Origin of the sequence: Oceanicola sp. D3, from assembly GCF_006351965.1 — a bacterium.
Taxonomy (GTDB): Bacteria; Pseudomonadota; Alphaproteobacteria; order Rhodobacterales; family Rhodobacteraceae; genus Vannielia.
The window spans coordinates 2,567,036-2,591,436 of the sequence record NZ_CP040932.1; the positions used below are offsets into that span (position 1 = coordinate 2,567,036).

Genomic DNA, 24,401 nt, shown 5'->3' on the forward strand with positions numbered 1-24,401 from the left:
ATCGGGATCGTGCAATGGCAAAAAGCCTAGCACGCCATCAGGCCCCGGCAACGTGAAGAAAGCTGTTATGTAGGCCCGCGCGCAACCCTGCCGCGATCAGGCGAAGGTGATGTTCACCCTGCGGTTTTCGCGGCCCTTCTTTTCGAGCTTGCCGAGCTTCAGCGCACCGATCTCGCCCAGCCGGGACACGTGGGTGCCGCCGCAGGGCTGCAGGTCCACCTGGTCCTCGCCTGCGCCAATCCGCACCAGCCGCACCTTGCCCGCGCCGCGCGGCGGGGCGACCGACATGGTTTTGACCAGGCCGGGGTTTGCGTCCAGCTCGGCCTCGGTGATCCACTCTTCGCTGACCGGGAGATCCCGCGCCACCAGCGCATTCAGCGCCGCCTCCACCGCTTCGCGGTCTTCGATGGGCGTTTCCATCTTGAAGTCCAGCCGCCCCTTCTCGGCCCCGATGCTGCCGCCCGTCACCGGGAAGGGCAGCACGACCGAGAGCAGGTGCAGCGCTGTGTGGATCCGCATGTGGCTATAGCGACGCTCCCAGTCGAGCGACTGGCGCAGCTCGGTGCCCACCTCGGGCAGCGCGCCCGGCCCGGCGGGCACAAGCACCACGGCATCGCCTTCGCCCTTCACGGCGGTCGCAATCTCCAGCTGGCCGCCGTCCCAGTGCAGCATCCCCGCGTCGCCCGGCTGGCCACCACCCGTGGGGTAGAAGATGGTAGCATCCAGCACCACACCGCCCTCGGATGTATGCTCCACCACCGTGCCCTTGGCATCGCGCATGTAGGGATCATCCCGGTAAAGATGCAGCGTCATCTGTCTCCTCCTCCGTCGCCGTCGCTCACGCCGTCTCCATCCGCGCCGTCCACATCGTCCTTCGTCAGACCAACGCGCGCCGCAGCGCGGGAGGGCGCCTCGGGCTCGGCCAGTGTTGGCTCTTCACCGTCAGCCGCTGCCGCGAGGCCGTCGGCCCCCGGCGCCTCCACGCTGGCCCCGCCCGCGATGGCACCGGCCAGTGCCTCGGGGTTGCGCAGCCAAAGGTCGCGCTGCGCGAAGGGAATCTCGATCCCCTCTTCGGCAAAGCGCTCCGCGATCCGGTGGCGTATCTCCGTTTGCACCGCGATGATCGAGAAGACATCCCGCAGGATCACCCGCACCTCGAAATCGAGGCTGTCGGCCCCGAAGCCGGTAAACACCACCTGTGGCGGCGGGTTGAGGATGACGATGGGATGCTCTTCCGCCACCTCCTGCAACAACTCGGCCACGCGGCGGGTGTCGGAGCCATAGGCCACCCCCACCGGCACGATCAGGCGGCCGGACATGTTGGTTTTGGTGTAGTTCGTCACCTGCCCGCTGATCAGATCGGCGTTGGGCACAATCACATCTGTCCTGTCAAAGGTCTCAATCCGGGTCGAGCGCACCGAGATCTTCTTGACGATGCCCATAACCCCGCCCGAGCTGATCCAGTCGCCCTCGCTGATGGGCCGCTCGATCAGCAGGATGATCCCCGACACGAAGTTGCTGACGATGGTTTGCAGGCCAAAGCCGATACCCACCGAAAGCGCACCAGCCACAATGGCAAGGCTCGACAGGTCGATGCCCGCGGCGGTGATGGCGACGACAGCGGCCAGAAAGATGCCAACATAGCTGACCCCAGAGAGGATCGCCGTTTGCCCGCCGGTGTCGATCCGGGTCTTGGGCAGCACCGAGGTGCGCAGGGCCCCCTGCAACAGCCGGGTGAGCATGTAGCCCAGCACGAAGACCACCGCGAAGAGCAGAAAGTTCGATGGGCTGATGGTGCTTTCGCCAATCGAGAACCCGGCCATGAACCTTTGCCAAAGCTCGGTCAGGTCGGCCACGCGTGCGCCCCAGATCAAGGCGAGGAACGGCAGGGCCAGCAGCATGATGACAAAGGAGATGAGCACCGCCACCAACCCGTCAGACCCATCGGCCTGCCGCCCGAAGAAGAGCGCGTAGAGGTGGGTGAAAAAGCGCTGGAACAGCGAGACGACGGCCAGAACCGCGAGGGTGGAGAGCGGCGCGGACACGAGGAAATCTCCCGCCTTCAGGTAGCCAAGCACCGCAAGCACCGGCCCTGCCAGCGCCAACAGCACCGCCGCCCGCCCGATCAGGTGAACAACCTTCGCGCGGAAGCCGCTGGACGTCAGTTCATCGGGTTCATCCTCTTCGCTGGCGCGGGCGTGCACCACCAGAAGATGGCCAAGCCGCGACAGGGCGACTGCGCCGAGCAGGAGGATCGGGAAGTTGAGGAAAGACGCCGCCTCTTCGGTGATCCCCGAGAAGGCCGTGAGCGACACCAGCAGCGCCGAAAGCGCGCCAGACACGCCCGCAAGCGTTGCCCAAAGGCGGCCAGAGGCACGTTGGCCCTCGTCGTGCTCCAGCGGTGGCGGCAGGATTTCGATCTTGGGAAAGCTGTGAGAGCCGAGCCATCGCGCGCCAAAAATCATGATGCCCATAATCGGGATGGTTTGCAGGATCTGATCGGTCAGCAACCCGCCGATCCCGGTGATCCTTATCCCCAGAACGATCAGCACCAGCCCGATCTGTGGCAGCACCAGCTGGCCAACCGAGACAAGCATGGCAAAGATCATCGTACGCTGTTGCCGCCCCGAGCTGCGCAGGAGCCGCGCCGAAAGCGCCATGCTCCACGCCCGCCCGCGCACAACCAGCACCAGCCCGATCAGGGCCACGAGGATCGCGGGCGCGAGGTTCTTGCGCAGGGCGTCCTGTTGCGCGGTGTTTTGCCAGCTAGAGCGCAGGTTGGCCTGCAAGGTGTCCCCAACCCCGGCAAGCTGGCTGAGCGGCTCGGTCCAATTGGCCGGAAACAGCGGGCTGGGGCCAACATCAAGCAGCTCGCGGGTCTGGCGGTCGCGCAGCACCGCGTCGACCTCACCGATGAGCCCGTCAGCAAGGATATAGGCCTCTTGTGCCGCCCGCACCGGCACCAGCAGGCGCGAGAGCTGCGAATTCAGCTCCGAGCGGCGTTCTGCCAGTTCCTCGGCTTCGCTCTCGCCCGCATCGGTATCGGGGGCCGGGCCAAGCGCGTCGATCTGGCGGCGCAGAATGTCGATACGGTTGGAGTTGGTCGATTGCGCATCCTGAAACTGCGCCCGCCACTCCGCCAGCCTTTCGCGCAGCTGCTCCAGCGCCAGTGAGGAGGCGCGGTCGGCTTCCAGCACCTCCCGTGCCTGCTTTGCGACCTTTTCCCAAGCCTCGTAGTCCGGCCCGCCTTCGATGCTCATCGAGGCGGTTTCCAGCGAGTCGGTCACGGGCGGCACGGTGCCATCTTCCTCGCTGACCGGCTCTACATTGGCCGCGTCACCGCCCGCTGCGCCGGTTCCGTTGACGAGATCGTCCGCCAGAGATTGCGCCACCGCCCCCTGCGCCGCAGGGAGGCAGCAGGCGAAAGCCAGCGTTGCCAGAAGCAACCAGAGCCGCAAGACAGGCGTGCCCGCCCTCATGCCTCAACCGTTACGTCGGGCATGTCCGGGCGGGTGCCGCGGGTGAGGAACCCGGGCACGGGCAGATCCTTCTCGCGAAGGAACTCCGGGTTGAAGAGCTTGGTGGCATAGCGCGTGCCATAGTCACACAGCACGGTCACGATCCGGTGGCCCGGCCCCATCTCGCGTGCCATGCGCACCGCGCCGGCAATGTTGATCGCCGAGGAGCCGCCAAGGCAAAGCCCCTCTTCCTCCAGCAAATCGAACACATAGGGCAGCGCTTCGGCATCGGGGATCTGATAGGCCATATCAGGCGTGAAGCCCTCAAGGTTGGCGGTGATCCGCCCCTGCCCGATCCCCTCGGTGATCGAACCACCCTCAGACTTATGCTCACCTTGGGTGTAGTAGTTGAACAGCGTCGCGCCCATCGGGTCGGCAAGGCCAATCTTCACGCCCTTGGGCTGAAGCGCCTCGGCTACCCCGGCCAGCGTGCCGCCCGAGCCAACGGCGCAGATAAAGCCATCCACGCGGCCATCGGTCTGGTCCCAAATCTCGGGGCCGGTGCCCTCCACATGGGCCTGTCGGTTGGCCGTGTTGTCAAACTGGTTGGCCCAGATCGCCCCGTTCGGCTCGCTCTGCGCGAGGCGCTCGGCAAGGCGGCCCGAGTAGCGCACGTAGTTGTTGGGGTTGCGATAGGGGTTGGCATCCACCTCCACCAGCTCGGCACCGGCAAGGCGGATCATCTGCTTCTTTTCCTCGCTCTGGGTGCGCGGAATGACAATGACCGTCTTGAAGCCCATCGACGCGCCCACCAGCGCAAGGCCAATGCCGGTGTTGCCCGCCGTGCCCTCCACGATGGTGCCGCCGGGCCGCAGCGTGCCCTTCTCGACCGCATCCTTGATGATGAACAGCGCCGCGCGATCCTTGATCGACTGGCCCGGGTTGAGAAATTCGCATTTGCCGAGAATCTCACAGCCCGTGGCGTCGCTCACCTTGTTGAGGCGGATAAGCGGGGTGTTTCCCACCGCTGCGGCGAGGTCTGGTTTGATGGTCATGGCAAGCGTCCTTCCGTGTGGCCCGTTCCGGGCGCTGCTTCACTTGATAGGCCAGCCGCTCGCGAGGTCAACCGGCCCCGCACCGCAGAGGGGGCCAGTCGGCAGAACAGCAGACCGGCTCCGCTGCGCAAAGCACAACCCGGTCCGCCCGATACGGCAGCTGGCAAGACAGGCGCCCCAAAAGGCGCGGCACTGCAAAATTTTCGTGATTGTTCCTCAGCGCGCCGCCCGCAGGCCCTCGCGCCGGGCAGCAAGGTGCAGGAGCGAAACAACGGTGGTGCCCACGTTCACTTCGCCGCTCTCCAGCAGCGCCATAGCCTCATCAAAACTCACCAGATGGGCGCGGATATCTTCGCCCTCTCCCGGCTCGCCGCCAAGACCGGCACTGCCGTCGGGCAAATCGGCAAGGCCGATGAACCCGTGCAGATACTCGCTCTTCGCGCCCGGGCTGGGATAGTAGCCGCCGATCGGCACCAGCCGCTCAAGCGTCAGCCCGGCCTCTTCCTGCGCCTCCCGGTGGGCGCAATCCTCGGGGGTTTCGCCCGGGTCCACCCGCCCGGCAATCGGCTCCAGCACCCATGGCTGGGCATCGCCGCGTGCCAGCGGGCCTGTGCGCAGCTGCTCCACCAGCATCACCCGGTCGCGCTGCGGATCATAGGGCAGCACGGTGGCGGCATCGGCAGAGATGAAAGACGCGCGCTCCAGCGGCGCGCTGCGGGTGCCGTCAAACCTTTCGTGGGTCAGCTGATATTCTTCGACTGCGAAGAACCCGGCATAGGGCCGGTCCAGGTCGGATATGTCCACATCACCGGGCGTGGCTTCACGACGCAGGGTGGTGGGGGCGGTTTTACGGGCATTGAGCCGGGCCTGCGCCCGGGTGCAGATCACACCGTAGCGGCGCCCGACCTCGGCCGTTGTCGCCCGACCGATCCACCACATCACCTCTTCCGCCGCCAGCACCGAAAGCGCGCCCCAGCGGGCCTCCCACCGCTCGAAAGACCATGGCCCAGCCGCCGCGCCATCTTCGCCCACCGGCACATAGGTTGTCGCCTCTGCCGCGCCGCCATCGGTTTGCACCTCGACCGGCTTGCGCAGGTAGCCGTAGTTGTCGAGCCCCTCGTAAAAATCAGCCCGCGCCAGTGCCTCCTCGGTGAGGCCGCTCAGCAGCAGGCCCTCGGCCACGCCGCCGGGATCGGCCCGCACCATGGGATAGACCTCGCCCGGCACCGCCTCCACGCGCCAGCCCGGCAACCGCGCCGGCTGAACCTGCACCGCATCGAATCCCGCGCCAAGCACCACCCGCAGCAGCGGCATGTGCATCAGCGTTCCGTAAATGAAAATATCGGCCATCCCTGCCTCACCTGCGCCTCGTATCAGGAGCGCGCAGGCGGGAAATCAGGCGATCTTGCCCGCGTCTGCCGACCGCTCCTCGGTCCACTCCGCGAACCAACCGCAGAGCATACCGCCGACAATCAGCAGCAGCGGTACCTGGGGCAGAAAATAGGTTCCCTCCCCGAGGGTAAAGGCCAATCTGCTGTCTGAAACGATGATCAACGCATTGTCGAACATCTGCGCGAAGGCCCCGTTGATGGCCTCCATTGGTCCTGCAAATGTGCCCGGGCGCGTCGATTCCCTCAGCATGTCCCAGATCGACCAGAACACGAGGCACCAGAAGGCCGTGGCGAGCGCCGTGCGCACACCGCCGCCCGCTGCGGCAACCACCCCGCGCCCCGCGAGACGGCCCATGATGAGCCAGCCGCAGATAAACCCGATGATCCCGTCGACGATCGACAACATTCCGGTCTGCGTGCCTTCCGGCAGCAGCGGTTTGAAGACTTCCGACGCGAAGAAGGCCAGCACGGCGAAGGCCAGGGCAGACATCAGCTTGGTCGCGGTAGGCATGGGCACTCCATGGCGATAACAGGGCGCAGTCCGCCCCCTCGATTGGGGCGAGATCACCATGTGAAACCGGCAAAATTAAGGCGAAACCGCGGGAAAGCGGCGACGATGGTGGCCCTGCGCCGCGATTGTTCCGCTGCTAGAAATCGCGCTCCGCATAGGCGTTCAGCGCCGCCTCCCGGCCTTCGGCCAGCCCGACCACCGGCTTTGAGGGCCTGTCCTCTCCCGGCGTCAGGGCCCAGCGCTCCGGCACCGCTGCAAAAAAGCTTCGGGCCGCCTCGCCCCGGCCCAGCCAGCGCGCGCGATACTGGCCCCGCGCGTCAAACTTCTCGGCCTGGCTGGCTGGGTTGAACACCCGGAAGTAAGGCGCAGCATCCGGCCCGCAGCCCGCCGTCCATTGCCACCCGAGCGCGTTGGAGGCCTCGTCCCAATCCACCAGCGTATCGGCAAACCAATCCCGGCCCACCTTCCAATCGGTCATCATATGCTTGGTGAGGTAGCTGGCCACGATCATCCGGGCGCGGTTGTGCATGGTACCGGTCACGTAAAGCTCGCGCATCGCCGCATCTACCACCTCAACCCCGGTGCGCCCCTGTTTCCACGCCTTCACCTCAGCGGCGCGCTCGTCATCCTTCCACGGAAAGCGGCTCCACTCCTCACGCCACTCCCGCTCGAACATGTGAGGGAAGTGAAAGCCCAGCTGCCAGCCGAACTCGCGCCACGCCAGCTCCTTGCGGAAGGTCTCGCTGCCCTCGCCCTCCGCCGCGTTCCAACACTGTCGCGGGGAGATCTCGCCGTAGGTCAGGTTTTCGCTCAGCCCCGAGGTCCAGCGTTCGGCCAGCAGGTCGCGCCCCTTGGGGTAGTTGTGCATCCGCTCTTTCACGAACTCCCGCAGCCGCTCCTGTGCCGCCTTCTCACCCACAACCACATGCCGCGCCACCACATCGGCCCCGCGCTGCATGGCCGCGCCAAGCTGCCAGTCTTCCAGTGTTTCGCTCGCGGGCCAACTCGTCGGCGCAGCCAGCTCCCGCGGGCGCGGGCATTCTTCGCCCGGTTCTTCGCCCTTCATCGTCTTCCACATCGGAGAGAACACCTTGTAAGGCGTCCCCTGCCCTGTCTTCACCTCCCAAGGCTCCCAGAGCAGCTTGCCGGGAAAGCTCTTTGCCTCCACCCCATCGTCACGCAGCGCCGCCTTCACCTCGCTGTCGCGCTCGCGGCTCACCGGGTCATACTCGCGGCTCCAATAGACGGCCTCTGCCCCTGTTTCCTTCACCAGCGCCCGCAGCACCTCCAACGCGTTGCCAGATCGCAAAATGAGACGGCTGCCCACGCCCTCCAGTTCGCGCCCATGCGCCTCAACCGATAGCCCCATCCGCCAAGCCGCCGCCGCGCCCAGCGCATCCACCTTGCGCTCGCGGATGAACACCGGGATCACCGGGCCATTCTTACGGGCGGCGGTGAGCGCGGGCAGGTCCGAAAGCCGCAGGTCGCGGCGGTGCCAAAGAATGGTGATGCGGGTCATGAGGGCTCCTTGCGATCTCTGCCGAGGTAACGCAGCACAGCGCGGTTCGGATCAAATTTCGCGGCACCGGTTGCGCCCCGTTGCGGCCTTGCCAGCAGGCCAAACCGCCGGTGCCGGTCACTCCACCCCGAGCTTTGCCCCGTCGCGGTAGGCCCTGATCTCTTCCAGCGCCTTGGCGTTCAACGCATCGCTGCGCTCAGGCAGCCACTTCCACGCCGCCCGCCTGTCGCGCATGGCCATAAGCTGCACTTCGCCCTCGCAGGCGGCCTCGGGCGCGTTGCTTTTCTTGGCCTCACGGAAGAACTTGTTCACCCCATTCTGCCCCCGCGCCGGGCCGTTCTTCTGGTAGCAGGCCGTGATGCGCAAAATCTCGTTGTGGGTGGCGACGCCGATCAGCCCGGCGTTTCTGTTCACGCAATTGCCGTATCGGTGCCCCGACGCCTCGGCCTCTGCAATCGCGTTCAACTGCCGCTGAAGGGCATTAGCATCCTCGGCTGGGTAGTAAGTGCCCCCGCCCGCCTCCGCGATGGCGGCAAGCTGTGCCTCGGTTTCGGCATCCACGGCAAAGCCAATGGTGTTCACCGTGGCCTCCACCCCGGCCTCTGCCAACGCCTGCGCGGCGCCAACCGGGTCTCCCTCGCAGGTCTCCTCGCCATCGGAGATGAGGTAAACCACTGCCCGGTGCTCGGCTTCTCCCTCTTTGGGCTCCGGCAGGGCAGCAAGCTGACGCCCGGCCGCCTCCAGCGCCCCGGCAATCGGCGTGTAGCCCACCGGGCGCAGCGCCTCGATGCTCTCGCCCAACGCCCGGCGCGGGGCGTCAAAGCCATGCACCATCTCCGCCGCCGCACAGCTCTCGGCCCTGCCCTCCGGCTTGTTGCTGCCCTTGTGGCCATACACCATCAGCCCAACGGCCACGTCCTCATGCACATCGCCCAGGAAGGCCCGCGCCTCGCGCTTGGCGGCCTCCATCTTCGAAACGCTCCCCGCGCTGCCCGCCATCGAGCCCGAGGCGTCGATCGCCAGCACGATATGGGTCGTCGCACCGCCCCCGCTAAAGTCATGCGGCGGGGTGCACTCTTCCAGCGCGTAGCTCACCGGCTGCGGCTCGCATTGCTCCAGCGCAACTGGCCAGCGGTTTGCCAGCTCGGCATAGAGCGCCACGCAATCCACGCCGCCGCCCTCGTCCTGCGCCATCGCGCCGCCCGTGCCCGCCAGCAGCAGGCCCCCGATCATTGCCGAAATCCGTCGCATGAAACCCCCAAGCACATTAACCCGACCAAAGGAGCCTAGCAGGCTCCCCGTGCATCACAATCCCGGCCACAAAAAACGCCCGCCCGGATCACTCCGGACGGGCGCGTTTTCGCCTTTGGGACGGATCAGACCTTACGTTCGGCCCGCAGCCCCTTGTAGATCGCCCAGCACATCAGCAGCAACACGACGGTAAAGGGCAGACCCGTGGAGATCACCATCGACTGCAGGCTTTGCAGCCCCGTCGCGGAGAGCAGCAGCACAATCGCCACCGCCCCCTCAAAGATGCACCAGAACACCCGCTGTGGCACCGGCGCGTCCACCTTGCCGCCTGCGGTGATCGTGTCGATCACCAGGCTGCCGGAGTCCGAGGAGGTGACAAAGAACACGATCACAAGGACGATGCCCACCAGCGAAGTGATCTGCGCCAGCGGCAGCGCGGCCAGCATCTCGAAGAGCTGGAGCGGCAGACCGGCATCCTGCGCGGCGGTGTAGCCGTCGTTGATCACCTGATGGATCGCGGTGCCCCCGAAGACGCTCATCCACAGCACGCAGACAAGGCTCGGGATCAGCAGCACGCAGGTCACGAACTCGCGCACGCTGCGGCCCCGGCTGACGCGGGCGATGAACATGCCCACGAAGGGCGACCAGGAGATCCACCATGCCCAATAGAACGAGGTCCAGCCTTGGCTGAAGTTCACATCCTCGCGCCCGAGCGGATTGGACAGCGCCGGCAACCGCTGGAGATAGGCCCAGAGGTAATCCACGAAGCCGGTCAGAATGGCCACCGTCGGCCCCACGATCAGCACGAAGAGCAGCAGCAGGAAGGCCAGCCCCATGTTGATCTCCGAGAGCACCTTCACGCCCCCGTCCAGCCCGCGCACCACCGAAACAAGCGCCACCGCGGTGATGGCCGAGATCAGCAGCACCAGCAGCAGCCGCGAATCCTCGACCTCGGTTTCCGCCGCGTTGGAGAACGGCATGCCAAGCAAGGCCCGCGTGCCTTCTTCCGCCGCGCCCGACCCGTAAAGATAGGTCAGCCCCGAGGCCGCCTGCGTCGCGCCAAAGCCGAGCGAGGTGGCCAGGCCAAAGAGCGTGGCAAAAACGGCCAGCGTGTCGATCACATGCCCCGGCCAGCCCCAGACCCGGTCGCCCAGGATCGGGTAGAAGGCCGAGCGGATCGTCAGCGGCAGGCCCTTGTTGTAGCTGAACAGCGCAAGCGCCAGCGCCACAACGGCATAGATCGCCCAGGGGTGCAGACCCCAGTGGAAGATCGTCGCCGCCATACCAAGCCGCACCGCTGCCTCGTCGTCACCGCCCGCGGCGCCCAGCGGGGCCCAGTCGGTGCGGGTACTCGTCGGCGCGAAGAGCCCGCGCTGATCTTCCGGCACCGCCGCGTCGATCTGCGCCTGCACATCCGCGGGCGTCGGCCCGGAAAGGCTCTGCGCCGCGTTGAACTCATCGATGCTGGACCAGCCCTCGGGCGTGTTGCCCTCTTCCGGAGCATCGCCGCTATAGGTTACCCCGTAGGAGGTGCCCCCCGCCGAAGAGCTGTAATGGCTCATCGGCTCGGAGACGCCATAGAACATGAGGCCAATGCCCATACCCGCGGCAAAGAGCATCGCAAACCAGCCAACGTAGCTGTAGTCCGGCGAGGCTTCCTTGCCGCCCAGCCGCACGTTGCCCAGCGGGGTTACGATCAGCAACAGGCAGAACAGCACGAAAATGTTGGCCGACCCGATGAAGAACCAGTCAAACCCCTTGGTCACCGCGCTGAACAACCATGAGAAGGTCGCCCCCGCCTGCTCCGGCAACGCCAGCGTGAAGAACACGAAGGCCACGATGCAAAGCCCTGAAATCAGGAACACCGGGTTGTGAATGTCAAATCCGAAGGGCCCAACACTGCCCTCCACGTTCTGCTGGCCAATCTCGTAATCGGTATCGATTACCTCCGATGGCCCTTCCGGGGCGGGTATGCCCTGATCGTCCGTCTCGTTACTCATTTCTTGTGCTCCCTGTCCGCGCACCTGTGTTTCTTGTCATTCATCGGGCGCAGCTTTAGCCGCGCACGACGAGCACCGAAGCGCTGGCCCGCGTGGCGACAGTGCCGCCGTTGGAAGGCCAGACGTAATCGGTGAGCTTGGGAATGTGGCTTGCCATAACAACCAGATCGGCCCCGGTGTCCTCCACCGCTTTCAGCAGTGTCGGGTCAAGGTCGACCGCCGGATCATGGCTGATCGCGGCATGTGCAGTGGCAACGATCCCATGCGCCGCAGCCTGCTCATCGGCGAAGGCTGCAAGCTTATCGGAAAATTCCTGCGGATTGTGCGCGACCGAGCCCGGCACATTTCCCGCAACCCCCACAAACACAAGCTCCGCCCCCCAGAGGCTCGCAAGGGCGCAGGCGGTGTCGATCGCCTTGGCCATACGGTCTTTGTGGGCCAGATCAACCGGCACCATTATTTTCGCATACATAGAGTGCTCCCCGTTCGAGGCCTCCGCGCGGCCTGTGTCGGTCACTTCGGAGGCAATGCCCAAATTCTGGGCGGCTCGAGGGTATGCTACCTGTGAACAGCCGGGTTTTACACCCGCCTACGCCGAGTTTTTGTCTTTTTGCGACACACGGGTGTCGCAAAAAGACTGCGAACAGGCGGTTTTAGCCCTCAGGCGTTAACGTCAACAACAACCCGTCCACGCACTTGCCCCTTGAGGATATCGGCCCCAAGCTGCGGCAGATCCTCCAGCGTGGCGGGCTGGATCATCGCCTCCAGCTTCTCCATCGGCAGGTCACTTGCGATCCGGGTCCATGCCTCAAGACGGTTGTCGTAGGGCTGCATCACCGAGTCGATCCCCAGCAGGTTCACGCCCCTGAGCAGGAAGGGCACCACCGTCGCCGGAAGCCCCGCGCCGCCGGCAAGGCCAACTGCGGCGACCGAGCCGCCGTATTTCATCTGGCCGAGCACACGGGCCAGCATCGCCCCGCCCACGGCATCCACGCAGCCCGCCCATGTTTCGCTTTCCAGCGGGCGCTTCACCGTCTCGGCGATCTCCTCGCGCGGCACGATCTGGGTTGCGCCGAGGTCCTTCAGGTAATCCGCGCTCTCGGGGCGCCCAGTCACACCGGCCACCTCATAGCCCAGCTTGGCCAAAATCGCGGTCGCCACCGAGCCGACGCCACCAGACGCGCCCGTCACCAACACCGGCCCCTGCCCGGGCGTGAGTCCATGCTTTTCCAGCGCCATCACGGCGAGCATGGCCGTAAACCCGGCCGTGCCCACGGCCATTGCCTGCCGCGTGCTCAACCCTTCGGGCAGCGGCACAAGCCAATCGGCCTTCACCCGCGCCTTCTCGCCATAGCCACCCCAATGGGCCTCGCCCACACGCCATCCGGTGAGCACCACCTTATCGCCCGGTTTGTAGCGATCGTCATCGCTGGCTTCGACCGTGCCGGCAAAGTCGATCCCCGGCACATGGGGGTAATTGCGCACCAGCCCGCCACCGGGGCCGATGCAGAGCCCGTCCTTGTAGTTCACCGTGGAGTATTCCACGGCCACCGTCACCTCGCCCTCTGGCAACCGGCTCTCGTCAATCTCATGAACGCTGGCCGAGGTCTTTCCCTCGTCGTCCTTCTCCACGATCAATGCACGCATGGCCGGTCTCCCCCTCAGGCTGTTGCCGCTTTCTCGGCCACGGCGCGCACCCGCGCCACCATGGCCCTCAATCCGTTCGAGCGCTGGCTGCTCAGATGTTCATCCAGCCCCAAGCGCTTCAACTCCGCCGGCGCATCCACCGCCTGCACCTCAGCCACCGTGGCGCCGGAATACAACGCCCGCAGCACGGCGATGAGGCCGTTCACGATCATCGCATCGCTTTCGCCATTGAAGGTGAGCACCGCGCCCTGCCCCGCCCCCTCGATCTCGGGCACCAGCCAAACCTGGCTGGCGCAGCCCTCAACCTTGGTCGCAGGCACCTTTTGCGCCTCGGGCAAAGGCTCCATAGCCTTGCCCAACTCGATCACGTGCCGATACCTGTCTTCCCAGTCATCCAGAAACTCAAAGGTCTCAACGATGTCCTCGAAGTCGTCTCTCGCCATGCGCCGGGCTCCTTTCGCCGCTCAGAGCTAGGGCGACTCGCGGCCAAGGTCCAGCCCCACACAGTCTTTTCAACGGCACGGCTTTGCGCTAACCCGGAAAGAACGAAAAGCCGAGGGACGAGCATGATCAAACCGCTTCTGGCCACCATGGTGCTGGCGACAGCGCTCACCGGATGCTCGCGGCTGGCCGAAAGCCGGATCAATCCGTTCAACTGGTTCGGCGGATCACGCTCCGAGGCCCGCAGCGCGCAATCCGTAGAAACCGTCACCGTGGTCGACCGCCGCCAGCTGGTCACGCAGGTCACAGAGCTTCGCATCGAGCGCACCCCGAACGGCGCGATCATCACCGCCGTGGGCCTGCCCCCGAGCCAAGGCTACTGGGACGCCGCGCTTGTGCCCGTCAGCCGCGACGGCCTGCCGCAAAACGGTGTGATGGCCTATGACTTCCGAATCGAAGAGCCGCTCGAGTTTCAGATCGAGGGCACACAGCGCTCGCGTGAAGTGACGGTGGCCCTCCACCTCTCCAACCTCGAACTCTCCCGGATCAGCCGCATCGTCGTGCGGGGGCAGGCAAACCAGCGCAGCGCGGGCCGTTAAACCGCAATTAAGGTTAACGCGCCGCCCTGTTCATTTTCTTGCTCTAAATATTCCCGGGGGTGTGGGGGCAGCGCCCCCACTCCAACAGCGCCGCAAGCGTTCGCGAATGTATAAGGAACGCCCCGCCGCAGAGGGTCGTGATCCCCCCGTCACATCACCGGCCTCAGAGCGCGACGATCTCCACATTCTCGCCCTTCAGAGCCAGCGCAACGCGGCCTTCGCAAAGCTTCAGCGCATCCTCGCCAAACACCTCGCGCCGCCATCCCTTCATCGCCGGAATGTCGCGCTCGCCCGCCGCGATCTCGTCAAGCTCCGCCGCGCTGGCAATCAGCCTTTGCGCCACGTTGAACCGCTCGCTCTTGGCCTTCAGCAGCACCCGCAGCAAATCGGCCAGCGCCGGGTTCACCTGCAGCTTCTCCCGCCGCCTGTCGACCGTGGGAAACTCGTCCGGGTCCGCCTCCAGCCCGGCCGAAACCGCCGTCAGGATACCCTCGGCAATATCGCCGCGCCGCGCTTCGCGCAAAAGCAGGCGTGAGCGAGACAATTCCTTTTCATTCCGGGGCTTTGTAGAGGCAAGCTCAAGCAGAGCATCATCCTTGAACACCCGGTTACGTGGCACGTTGCGGCTCTTTGCATAGCCCTCGCGAAAGCGGGCAAGTTCGCGCACGATTGCAAGAAAACGGCCAGAGTTCGTGCGGGTCTTCACCCGCCGCCAAGCCTCATCGGGCTGCACCACATAGGTGTCGGGGCTCAGCAAAACCGCAAGCTCCTCCTCCACCCAAGGCGCGCGCCCCGACTTGGCCAGCTCAGCGGCCAGAAACTCATAGACCACCCGCAGATGGGTCACATCGGCCAGCGCATATTCCTTCTGCGCATCGGTCAACGGACGGCGCGACCAGTCGGTGAACCGGCTCGACTTGTCCACCTGTGCTTTCACGATCCGCTTCACCAGCGTCTCGTAGCCCACCTGCTCGCCAAAGCCGCAAACCATCGCCGCCACCTGCGTGTCAAACAGCGGCTCGGGGATCACCCCGCCCTCGATGAAGAAGATTTCCAGATCCTGCCGCGCAGCGTGGAACACCTTCACCACGTCAGGATTGCGGAACAGCTCATAGAGCGGCTCCAGCGACATGGACTCGCCCACAATCGGGTCGACCAGCACCGCCTCGCCATCGCCGGGCAAGGCCAGTTGCACGAGGCACAGTTTGGAATAGTAGGTTCTTTCCCGCAGAAATTCAGTGTCCACGGTGATGTAGGGGCCCTTGGCCGCCGTCTGGCAGAATGCCGACAGCTCCTCGGTGGTCGTCAATGTGCGCATAAGATGCGGTGGCTCTCTTTTTTCTTTCCCGGCGCAGATTGCGCCACTCGTTTTTGCCGCTCACCGCTTTCTAGGACCATGAGGAAAGAAAGGAAACCCTGCCTTGACGTCCGCTCAAGCCAGATAAAGCGGCTGCCGCTCGCCAGCAGCGAAGCGTCGCAAACAGGCCGGGTAGAGCGCGTGTTCGCGGATTAGCACCCGTGCGGCCAGCGCATCAGGGGTGTCGCCGGGCAGAATCGGCACCCTTGCCTGCCCCAAGATCGGCCCGTCATCCAGCTCCGGTGTCACCTCATGCACCGTGCAGCCCGCCTCGGCGTCTCCGGCCTCCAGCGCGCGGGCATGGGTGTGCAATCCGCGGTATTTGGGCAGCAACGAAGGGTGGATGTTCAGCATCCGGCCTTCCCAGCGCCGCACAAACCCTTCCGTCAGCACCCGCATAAAGCCCGCAAGGCAGATCAGGTCGGCGTCCGCCGCCTCCAACCGCGCCGTCAGCTCGGATTCAAAGGCGGGGCGATCCTTGCCGAAGGGCCGGTGATCCACCGCATCCGTCGCCACGCCCATCGCCTGCGCCTTGGCCAGCCCACCCGCTTCGGGATCGTTCGACATCACCAGCACGGGGCGCGCCGGATGGCCTGCCTCGCCCATGCTTTCGACGAGCTTCACCATATTCGAGCCGCCGCCCGAGAGCAGAATGGCGCAGTTGCGCATCAAAGCAGTTTCCCGCTGTAGGAAACCCCCTCACCCGCCACAACGCGGCCCAGCTCGAATACCTGCTCGCCGGTTTCTTCCAGCAGCGCTTTCAGGCTCTCGGCCTGTTCTGCGCTGACCACGAGCACCATGCCGATGCCAGCATTGAAGGTTTTCAGCAGCTCGGCCTCGTCCAGCCCGCCGGTCTCGGCCAGCCAGCGGAAGACCGGCGGCAGTTCCCATGCGCCAAGGTCCACCTCTGCGCCAAGCCCCTCGGGCAGAACGCGCGGCAGGTTCTCGGTCAGCCCGCCGCCGGTGATATGGGCCAGCCCGTGCACGCCGCCCGCACGGATCGCCGCCAGCACCTGACGCACGTAAATCCGCGTGGGCGCCAGCAGCGCCTCGCCCAAGGTGCCGCCGCCAAAGGGCGACTCCGCCTCCCATCCGAGGCCCGCCATCTCCACCACGCGGCGCACGAGGGAGTAGCCGTTGGAATGCACGCCATCCGAGGCGAGACCGAGCAGCACGTCACCCTCGGCCACCCCATCGGGCAGCGCCGCGCCGCGCTCCATCGCGCCCACGGCAAACCCGGCAAGGTCGAAGTCCTTGCCCTCATACATCCCCGGCATTTCCGCCGTCTCGCCGCCGATCAGCGCCGCACCGGCCGCCTTGCAGCCCGCCGCGATGCCCTCCACCACGGCCGTGCCAGCGGCCACATCGAGCTTGCCGGTGGCAAAGTAATCAAGGAAAAACAGCGGCTCCGCGCCTTGGCAGACAAGGTCGTTCACGCACATGGCCACAAGGTCCACGCCCACGCCGTTCACAACGCCGGTATCAATCGCGATGCGCAGCTTGGTGCCAACCCCGTCGGTCGCGGCCACCAGCACCGGGTCTTTGAAGCCCGCCGCCTTCAGATCGAACAGCCCGCCAAAGCCGCCGATCGAGCCCATCACACCGGCCCGGTCGGTCGATTTCACCGCCGGTTTGATCGCCTCCACCAGCGCATTGCCCGCGTCAATGTCCACACCCGCCTGGGCATAGGTCAAACCGTTCTTACTGTCGCTCATCCGCGCTCTCCTCGGTGCCGTCGCCGGGGAGGTAACCCAAGCGCGGGCCAATTGCCAGACGCGCTTGACCCCTTGCGACGACGGGCCTAATCAGTCCCCCGGCGGGCCTGTAGCTCAATTGGTTAGAGCAGAGCGCTCATAACGCTTTGGTTGCGGGTTCAAGTCCTGCCGGGCCTACCACCTCCCCCGCCCCGCCCCGGATTGCCGCGTAAGGCCTGCGTTGCCCGGTTGCGCCCTGCACCCGGGCAGGCTAAGCCTTTGTTCAATAACAAGTTGATAGCTTGAGGCGAGAGTGACGAGCGAGCAGGCCCAGACCCCGTCTTTGCCGCAAGATACCGGCACAGCGGCCTTCCTTGGCGAAACGCAGATCGAGGGCGTCCAGCCGCTGGATGCCCAGATTGGCGTGGATGCGCCCAAAACAGTGCCCGATGCGCTGCAAGAGCTGCTCTTCGGCCAGCCTGCCGCCACGCCCGATGAAACCGCCGCCGCTGGGGGCGATGCCTCGGCCCTGCCCGCACTTACCACATACGCCGTGCTCGACGCGGGCAAGGTCGCCAACCTCCCCGATCTGCTGGAAGGCTCCGGGCTGGACCATCGCTGCCTCTTCAAAGGCGCGGCGGAGGAAGAGCTGAAAACGGTCGCGCCGTGGCTGGTGCAGATCGAAGAGGGCAACCGCTTCAGCCGCAACCTCTTCACCGCTGGCGATGCGCCCTGGCAGCTCTGGGACAAGGCCCCGGGCCTGATCCTGCGCACACGCGCCGGGTTTGAGGAGGTCTGGAAGCACCTGCGCCACTTCACCCGCGTGCGCGGCCCTGCCGATGAATGGCTCTACTGGCGCTTCTGGGAGTCCGGCGCGCTCGCCGTGCTGCTCTCATCGTGGCGGCAGAACCCGGAAAAGGCCGCGGCCTTCATGAGCCTGCGCACCAAGGCCGGGCGCATGCCCATCACCTTCCTTTGCACCAGCGAGACGGCCGGGGAGCTTCGCGCCCTCACCCCCGCCCTTGCCGGGATGGCACCGCAGGCCAACGCCCCCTTTGCCCTGTCAAAAGACGACAGGCGCGTGCTCTCTCACTGGCGTGCGCACCGGTTTGACAGGCAACTCCTCGCCTCGCTTTGCGCCACCTATCCCCGGCTGGCACAGGCGCGCAGCGATCAGGCCACCGCTTGGATGGCCACCGTTATCGCAGGGGCGGAGAACGCCGAGTTGCGGCAGGAACGGGCGATCGAGGATTTTGCCCACAGCGCCTATCTGCTCAGCGATGACCCAACCCGCCACGGCGAAACGATGCACTACCTGAAAGACCGCACCCTGCACCCCAATGACCGCGCCCGCCTCGCCCGGCGCGCCGCTGAGGCCTATGTGCGCACTCGCAGCAAGGAGACACAGCCATGACAACCGAACGCGGGCAAGAGACCTGCAATTGCGAAACCGTCAATTTCTTCCGCTGCGATCTTCCTGCCGAGTATCACGATGCGCTTTCGCTGCGTGCCATGGTCAACGGCCAACCCACCGAGATGCTGCCCCGGGGCGAAACCTATCGCTTCCCCAACACGCTGGGCAACACGACGGCGGCGATTGATCTGGTTGGCTCGGGCACCTCGCAAACAACCTATTATCCGCAGATTGATGACGGCACCCCGCTGACGCCGGAAGACCTGCAAATGTATGTCGGGGCTCGCGACATTGGCCAACGCGCGCTGGAAGATCCGGCCCGGCAGGCCTTGCAAGACATGATCGCAAGCCCAGCCACGCCCGAAACCATGCGCATCCAGTATCGCACCCGCCTGCGCCAAATGGACGAGGAAGACCGCCAGCGCGCCGCCGCCCGCTGGGAGCAGGAAGGCGGCAACGGCGAGGGCGTCTTTCTGCTGGCGCTCTCCCGCACCCCCATCGGCGATGGCGAGGTAAACCCCGATACCCTCGATCCGGTCACGCTTGTTGCCCTCACGGACGAGCTTGGCGAGGCCTTCGGCGTGTTCTGGGATGATCTGCACTCCGTCTACTACTCGATGGGTGGCGCAGTCGGTCGCGCGCTTGTCGGGCAGGCGCATAAGTTTGAAACCACCTTCCGAAACGTCAACGACCTTATGGGCCGCAACCTCAGCATGGCCGATCAGGTGCGGATGCGCCGGATCTTCCTGCGCGAGATCTTCTCGGCCCGTATTGGTCGGGTCTACACCCACCGTGGCCAGAAGCTCATCAGCTTTCGCGGCCCGGCAGGCAACCGCGTGTTCCTGCGCCGCACCTCCTTTCCAGCCAATTCGATGACGGTGCTCAACGCCAATACCGCTGCGGGGCAAAACGCCGCTGCCATCCGCAGCGCGGCGGGCAATACCTTCAGGGGCACCGGCGGATTTTTCCTGATCGTCGGCGGTGTAATCGAGGTGGTTCACTGGCTCACCCTGCCCGAGAGCGAGCGCTTTCTGGCCGATCTTTGCGTCAACCTCGGGCTGATGGTCGCCATCGGCGTGTTCTCGGGCGTGGCCGCCACCGCCGCCGTCGTGCTCGGCCTGGCTGCTGCGGGCATGGCCGCGCCGGTGGTGGTGACGGGCCTTGCCATCGGCGCGGTTGCACTTGGCATCGGCCTCGCGGTGTCATGGGCGCTCGACGCCACCGGCATCCGCGAAAGCCTGCAAACCGCCGCACGGCGCTTCTTCGACAGCCTCGCCGCCTTCACCCAGCAACTCTTCCCGCCGCGGAGCCAAACCTTCTACGACCCCGACGCACACCCGATCCAGAACATGGGGCTGGTCGAAGGGATCGAGTATTTCAACAACGCCGGCGAAGATGAGCAGCAATACATCATGGACAGAATGTTTGGCCTTGAATAGCGAGCCCCCGCGCCTGCTTTACCGCGAACCCGCCGAGCAGCGCCAAAGCCGCTTCTGGGGGCTTGTCTTCGTGGCCGGGGTCACAACCGCCCTCTTTCTCGCGGTGGCAGGCTTCGGCTTTGCCAGCCGGGCGCATATGCTCGGCGTTGCAGCGGCCTCAGGCCTCTGGCTCCTGCTCTTTACCGCCAACACCTTCGCCCTGCGCAGCCCGCACCTGCACCTCGCCCTGCTGCTGCCCGCACTGGGGTTCATGGGGCCGATGGCGGTGCTGCTCGCTTGGTATTCCGCCGTGGGCTTCGGCCTCGCCACCCCGCTGGTGCACCTTGCCTTCGCCGCCCTGCTCGTCTTCATGGTTGCGCTCTCATGGACAGAGGCCAAAATGGCCGACCTCGACGCCTTCCAGAAGGAACTGCGGAGCAACGGCGGCCTGCGCCCACTGGCAGACGGCACCACCGAATTCCGAATGCGCGGCACCCCCAAGACAGGCCCCTATGGCCCCTTCTTTCGCCCATTCCGCTGGGCCAAATGGCTCGACATCGGCTTTGCCTGCACCTTCGCCGTGGTGCTCATGGTGGTGGCCCCCATCGTCTTCACCCAAGCGGGCGATACCGACAGGGCCAGCGAAGCCTGGATCTTCTGCGTGGTCATCCTCGGCGCGGGCTGGCTGCTGCGGGCTTCGCTGACCGGGGTTCTCGTCAACCTCCGCCTGCTGCGCGCCCTGCGCCAAACACCGCCTCTTGGGCAGTAACCTCCCCGATTTCGCTCGCCACCAAGGACCATCTCCCATAGCGTCGCGCCATGATTGATGATCTCTCCCCTGCCCGCCTGTCTCTGGCCGCGGCCGCGAAATCCGCAAAGGCAGGCGACACCGCTGCCGTGAAGGCCCATGCGCTGAAAGCCCTGACGGTGCGCGAGATCTCTGCGCCGGAGCTCGCCAAGGCCGTGTCCCATCTCACCGAGGCAGGCCACGGTGCCGCCGCACTCCGCGCCCTAAAGAAGCACTGTGAAGGCAAGGCCCCGCTCGCCGCCGGCTTTGCTCACCTCGGCGCGCTCCACTTCGAGGCTGGAAAGCCCGGCCCGGCGATTCGCGCGCTCGAACGTGCCCTGCGCATGGCCCCGGATGACCGCCAAAGCGCCTTCCTGCTGGCTGATCTGCATCTGCAAGCGGATGATGCCGACGCCGCCGAAGCAACATGGGCCCGCACCTTCGCTGCCCGTCCGGATGACGCCGACATCCGCCTGCGCGCCGCCACCCAGCTTGCCCATTTCGGCGCGCTCGATCCCGCCCGCCGTGCCGTCGAGCAAGCCCGCCCGCTGCATGGGGACGCCGCCGAATTTGCCTTCATGGCCGCCGCCATCACCGGAGACGCCCCGCCAGCCCTGCCCGACCCGGGCTACATCGCCCGTTTCTTCGACAGAACGGCAGGCCACTATGACCAAAGCCTCGCCGGCGTGCAGTATCGCGGCCCAGAGGTGCTGGCGGCAAGCCTCGCCGGGCTCAACATTGCCCCCGGCGCGGGCCTCACCGTGCTGGATGCAGGCTGCGGCTCCGGCCTCTCCGCCCCGGTCCTCGCGCCGGTTTCGGCCCGCCTCGACGGGTTGGACATCAGCCCCGGAATTCTGGAAGAAGCTGCAAAGACAGGCGCTTACACCAAACTCTTCACGCTTGACCTCGCCCGCGAAGAACCGCCCGAACCGGGGATCTACGATCTGATCGCCGCCATCGACGTGCTGATCTACACCGGCGACATCGCCTTGCCGCTGGCCACGCTGGCCAAGGCGCTAAAGCCGGGAGGCCGGGTGCTCTTTACCTGCGAGGCCGCGCCCGACATGCCCGATAGCTGGCAGTTGACCCCAACCGGGCGCTACCGCCACGGCGAAAACCTGATCCGCGAGGCGCTGGCGCAAACCGGCTTCAACCCGCCCGACCGGATGAGCCCGGAAATCCTGCGCAACGAGTTCCGCCGCCCCGTTCCCGGCCTCGCCATCTCCGCCACACTTGCCTGACCACCACCAGCCACGCCCGGCCACCGGCGCTCCAACCGCCCCACGCCTCCCGGGCGTTAACCTTAACAGGCATTAACCTTAACGCGCCGCCGCCAGAGCGGCCCAAGCCCCATTTTCTTGCTGCAAATACTCCCGGGGGTGCGGGGGCAGCGCCCCCGCTCCAAGGCCAGCCACGCCAAACGCCCCTCCGCGGTCACCGCGCCAGCACAAGCTCTGCCTTCAGCCCCCCCAGCGCCTCGCTCTCGCCCAGCCTGAGCGTGCCGCCTTGGCTGCGGGCCACATCCAGCGCAATCGCCAGGCCGAGCCCCACACCGCTGCCACGGTCCTGATTGCGGGCCTCATCGAGCCGGGTGAAGGCACGCACAGCCTCCTCGCGGCGCTCCTCGGCAATGCCCGGCCCGTCATCCTCAACCGTGTAGCGCACCATCCGCTCGCCCAGATCCACCGTCAGCCGCGCCTCCTTGCCATAGCGCCGCGCGTTGGAAAGCAGGTTCGCCAAGGCCCGCTCAACCGACAGCGCCCGCAGCGCGATCTCTGCCGCGCCCTCCCCGCGGCACTCCAGCGTCACCACGCCCCCGGCCCGCCGGGCGTTCTCAGCCACCTTCTCGGCCAGCGCCACCGCATCCACCGGCTCCGCCGCCTCCCCGGCCTCCGAGCGGACAAAATCGAGGAACCCGTCCAGCATCGCTTCCATTTCCGCCACATCGCGTGACAGGTCGCTCACATCCGCCCCATCGGCCTCTGCCAGAGAGAGCTCCAGCTTCATCCGGGTGAGCGGCGTGCGCAAATCGTGACTCACCCCCGAAAGCAGCATCATCCGCTGCGCCGTCTGCCGCTCGATCCGCGCCCGCATATCCAGAAAGGCATGGCCCGCCGAGCGCACTTCCACCGCGCCCGCAGGCTTGTAGGGCTCGATCCGCCCACGCCCGAAGGCCTCCGCCGCTGCCGCAAGCCGGGTGATCGGCCTGAGCTGGTTGCGCAAATAGATAAAGGCGACCAGCGCCATGACCACGCCAACAAATCCCATCAGCACCAAAAACTGATGCGGGTTCGAGGCGCTCACCCGCCGCCGATCAAAGGTGATGGTCAGCGGCCCATGCCCGGTGCTGACCTGCAAGATCACCCGCCGCGAATTTTCCGAAAGGTCCACCGCCTCCACACCGCTCAGCCCGCCACGTAACTCGGCAATCACCGTGGCCCCCGAAACGTCATAGAACGGGCGGCGAAACCCGTGCATCTCATCCGCAGGCAGCGCCAGCTCAAGCCGCAGCGCCTCGGCCAGCGGTGCCACCTCCGCCAGCGCCGTGGGGGCATCGGGCGCGGCCTCCACTTCCGCCGTCAGATGCCGCAGCTCCAACAGCAGCGAGTCGGTCATCTGCTGGGTCACATCCTCGAAGTGGCGCTGGATGAAGACGATCGAGATCACCAACTGCAACACCACGATCGGCAACAGCAGGATCAGCGCGGCCCGGCCGTAAATCCCCTTGGGCATCGAGCGTTTCAACCACGAGAAATCCATGGCAGAAGGTTACGGGCCGCGGCAGGGGAACGAAAGATGCAAAGCGAGGCAGGCAAACCGGAAGAGCTTGAGCCCGGTGTGGTGCGGCTGATCGCGCCCAACCCCTCGCCGATGACCCATTGGGGCACCAACAGCTACCTCGTAGGCGAAACCGCCTTGGCGTTGATCGACCCGGGCCCTGACCTGCCCGCCCATGCCGAGGCCCTTCTGGCCGCGCTGCGCCCCGGACAGCACATCAGCCACATCCTCTGCACCCATTCCCACGTCGACCATTCCCCCCTCGCCGCCCGCCTCGCCGCCGAGACCGGGGCGCAGGTGCATGCCTTCGGCACCCATCTCGACGGTCGCCGCCCGGTGATGGAGGCGCTGGCCGCGTCCGGTCTGGCGGGGGGCGGCGAAGGGGTGCAGCCCGATTTCGCACCCGACGTCCGGCTGCCCCATGGCGCGGTGCTCGAAGGCCCCGGATGGCAGCTGACGGCCCTGCACACCCCCGGCCATATCTCCAACCACCTCTGCTTCGCCCTCTCCCGCACCTCGGGGGAGGCGGTGTTTACCGGCGATCACGTCATGGGCTGGGCCTCCTCCCTCATCAGCCCGCCCGACGGCGACGCCACCGCCTTTATGGCCTCTTGCGCCCTGCTGGCCGGGCGCAACAGCCGCATCTATTACCCCGGCCACGGCGCCCCCGTGACCGATCCTGCGGCCCGCCTCACCTGGCTGACCGAGCACCGAAACGCCCGCGAAGCCCAGGTTCTGCACGCCCTCGCCAAGGGCCCCGGCACCCCGCCCGAACTCACCGCACGCGTCTACACAGACGTCCCCCCCGCCCTGCTGCCCGCCGCCGAACGCAACATGCTGGCCCAACTCATCGCCCTCGTGGAGTCCGGCCAAGCCACCGCCACCCCGACCCTCTCAAGCACCGCCAGCTACGCCCTCAAGTGACGCAGAAAAATTTTTCCACAAAACCCTCTGGACGCCCCCCAGAGCCATTGCTATACGCGCCGCCAGTGTTCCGGCGTAGCTCAGCGGTAGAGCAGTTGACTGTTAATCAATTGGTCGTAGGTTCGATCCCTACCGCCGGAGCCAATTCCCATCAGAC

General features: G+C 66.0%; 21 protein-coding genes and 2 tRNA genes. 8 read left to right on the plus strand and 15 right to left on the minus strand.

What is annotated here, in order from left to right:
• Positions 1-96: 96 nt before the first annotated feature.
• The 11 genes from FHY55_RS13015 to FHY55_RS13065 all read right to left on the minus strand — a co-directional run bounded on the left by FHY55_RS13015 (position 97) and on the right by FHY55_RS13065 (position 13,275).
• A complete protein-coding gene (locus FHY55_RS13015; RefSeq protein ID WP_140014606.1) occupies positions 97-813 on the minus strand; it encodes an alanyl-tRNA editing protein in 717 nt (238 codons plus the stop codon).
• Positions 810-3,479 carry a DUF3772 domain-containing protein gene (locus tag FHY55_RS13020; RefSeq protein WP_140014607.1) on the minus strand — a complete coding sequence of 890 codons (2,670 nt, stop codon included), beginning with the start codon at positions 3,477-3,479 and terminating at the stop codon, positions 810-812. Before FHY55_RS13020 ends, FHY55_RS13015 begins: the two co-directional genes overlap by 4 nt.
• Entirely contained in the window at positions 3,476-4,513 is a 1,038-nt protein-coding gene (locus tag FHY55_RS13025; RefSeq protein WP_140014608.1) for a cysteine synthase A, read from the minus strand. Before FHY55_RS13025 ends, FHY55_RS13020 begins: the two co-directional genes overlap by 4 nt.
• A gap of 216 nt (positions 4,514-4,729) precedes the next feature.
• Complete coding sequence (locus FHY55_RS13030) at positions 4,730-5,863, minus strand: NUDIX domain-containing protein (protein WP_140014609.1); 1,134 nt, start codon at positions 5,861-5,863, stop codon at positions 4,730-4,732.
• 45 nt (positions 5,864-5,908) lie between these two features.
• Complete coding sequence (locus FHY55_RS13035; protein ID WP_168223004.1) at positions 5,909-6,394, minus strand: TrgA family protein; 486 nt, start codon at positions 6,392-6,394, stop codon at positions 5,909-5,911.
• Between the two features lie 157 nt (positions 6,395-6,551).
• Positions 6,552-7,934 carry a deoxyribodipyrimidine photo-lyase gene (locus tag FHY55_RS13040; protein WP_140014611.1) on the minus strand — a complete coding sequence of 461 codons (1,383 nt, stop codon included), beginning with the start codon at positions 7,932-7,934 and terminating at the stop codon, positions 6,552-6,554.
• Positions 7,935-8,051: 117 nt separating this feature from the next.
• Entirely contained in the window at positions 8,052-9,167 is a 1,116-nt protein-coding gene (locus tag FHY55_RS13045; protein WP_210410483.1) for a VWA domain-containing protein, read from the minus strand.
• A gap of 143 nt (positions 9,168-9,310) precedes the next feature.
• The gene (locus FHY55_RS13050) at positions 9,311-11,185 is read right to left on the minus strand and encodes a BCCT family transporter (protein WP_140014613.1); all 1,875 of its coding nucleotides are present in this window, start codon (positions 11,183-11,185) and stop codon (positions 9,311-9,313) included.
• 55 nt (positions 11,186-11,240) lie between these two features.
• On the minus strand, positions 11,241-11,657 hold the full coding sequence (locus tag FHY55_RS13055; RefSeq protein WP_140014614.1) for a universal stress protein: 417 nt from the start codon (positions 11,655-11,657) through the stop codon (positions 11,241-11,243).
• A 188-nt stretch (positions 11,658-11,845) separates the two neighbouring features.
• A complete protein-coding gene (gene acuI / locus FHY55_RS13060; protein WP_140014615.1) occupies positions 11,846-12,832 on the minus strand; it encodes an acryloyl-CoA reductase in 987 nt (328 codons plus the stop codon).
• Between the two features lie 14 nt (positions 12,833-12,846).
• On the minus strand, positions 12,847-13,275 hold the full coding sequence (locus FHY55_RS13065; protein WP_140014616.1) for a SufE family protein: 429 nt from the start codon (positions 13,273-13,275) through the stop codon (positions 12,847-12,849).
• 123 nt (positions 13,276-13,398) lie between these two features.
• On the opposite strand from FHY55_RS13065, the gene FHY55_RS13070 reads away from it, so the two are divergent.
• Complete coding sequence (locus FHY55_RS13070; RefSeq protein WP_140014617.1) at positions 13,399-13,872, plus strand: hypothetical protein; 474 nt, start codon at positions 13,399-13,401, stop codon at positions 13,870-13,872.
• 163 nt (positions 13,873-14,035) lie between these two features.
• Here FHY55_RS13070 and rnd read toward each other — a convergent pair whose 3' ends face one another.
• The 3 genes from rnd to purM all read right to left on the minus strand — a co-directional run bounded on the left by rnd (position 14,036) and on the right by purM (position 16,944).
• Positions 14,036-15,190, minus strand: coding sequence for a ribonuclease D (rnd, locus tag FHY55_RS13075; RefSeq protein WP_140014618.1), 1,155 nt, complete (start codon positions 15,188-15,190; stop codon positions 14,036-14,038).
• Positions 15,191-15,304: 114 nt separating this feature from the next.
• Positions 15,305-15,898 carry a phosphoribosylglycinamide formyltransferase gene (purN, locus tag FHY55_RS13080; protein ID WP_140014619.1) on the minus strand — a complete coding sequence of 198 codons (594 nt, stop codon included), beginning with the start codon at positions 15,896-15,898 and terminating at the stop codon, positions 15,305-15,307.
• Entirely contained in the window at positions 15,898-16,944 is a 1,047-nt protein-coding gene (gene purM, locus FHY55_RS13085; protein ID WP_140014620.1) for a phosphoribosylformylglycinamidine cyclo-ligase, read from the minus strand. The genes purN and purM overlap by 1 nt, the downstream gene beginning before the upstream one ends.
• 103 nt (positions 16,945-17,047) lie before the next feature.
• Between purM and FHY55_RS13090 the strand changes: the two genes are divergently transcribed.
• The 5 genes from FHY55_RS13090 (at position 17,048) to FHY55_RS13110 (ending at position 21,783) form a co-directional block, all read left to right on the plus strand.
• A tRNA-Ile gene (locus FHY55_RS13090) sits at positions 17,048-17,124 on the plus strand.
• Positions 17,125-17,236: 112 nt separating this feature from the next.
• Complete coding sequence (locus FHY55_RS13095; RefSeq protein ID WP_140014621.1) at positions 17,237-18,337, plus strand: DUF4123 domain-containing protein; 1,101 nt, start codon at positions 17,237-17,239, stop codon at positions 18,335-18,337.
• Positions 18,334-19,776 carry a hypothetical protein gene (locus tag FHY55_RS13100; RefSeq protein WP_140014622.1) on the plus strand — a complete coding sequence of 481 codons (1,443 nt, stop codon included), beginning with the start codon at positions 18,334-18,336 and terminating at the stop codon, positions 19,774-19,776. The genes FHY55_RS13095 and FHY55_RS13100 overlap by 4 nt, the downstream gene beginning before the upstream one ends.
• Positions 19,769-20,524 carry a hypothetical protein gene (locus FHY55_RS13105; RefSeq protein WP_140014623.1) on the plus strand — a complete coding sequence of 252 codons (756 nt, stop codon included), beginning with the start codon at positions 19,769-19,771 and terminating at the stop codon, positions 20,522-20,524. The genes FHY55_RS13100 and FHY55_RS13105 overlap by 8 nt, the downstream gene beginning before the upstream one ends.
• Before the next feature lie 50 nt (positions 20,525-20,574).
• Positions 20,575-21,783: a methyltransferase gene (locus FHY55_RS13110; RefSeq protein ID WP_140014624.1), complete on the plus strand. Its 1,209-nt coding sequence runs from the start codon at positions 20,575-20,577 to the stop codon at positions 21,781-21,783.
• Between the two features lie 193 nt (positions 21,784-21,976).
• Here the strand turns inward: FHY55_RS13110 and FHY55_RS13115 are convergent, their stop codons facing one another.
• Complete coding sequence (locus tag FHY55_RS13115; RefSeq protein ID WP_140014625.1) at positions 21,977-23,302, minus strand: ATP-binding protein; 1,326 nt, start codon at positions 23,300-23,302, stop codon at positions 21,977-21,979.
• 36 nt (positions 23,303-23,338) lie between these two features.
• On the opposite strand from FHY55_RS13115, the gene FHY55_RS13120 reads away from it, so the two are divergent.
• Positions 23,339-24,244 carry an MBL fold metallo-hydrolase gene (locus FHY55_RS13120; RefSeq protein WP_140014626.1) on the plus strand — a complete coding sequence of 302 codons (906 nt, stop codon included), beginning with the start codon at positions 23,339-23,341 and terminating at the stop codon, positions 24,242-24,244.
• Between the two features lie 69 nt (positions 24,245-24,313).
• A tRNA-Asn gene (locus FHY55_RS13125) sits at positions 24,314-24,388 on the plus strand.
• Positions 24,389-24,401: the final 13 nt, after the last annotated feature.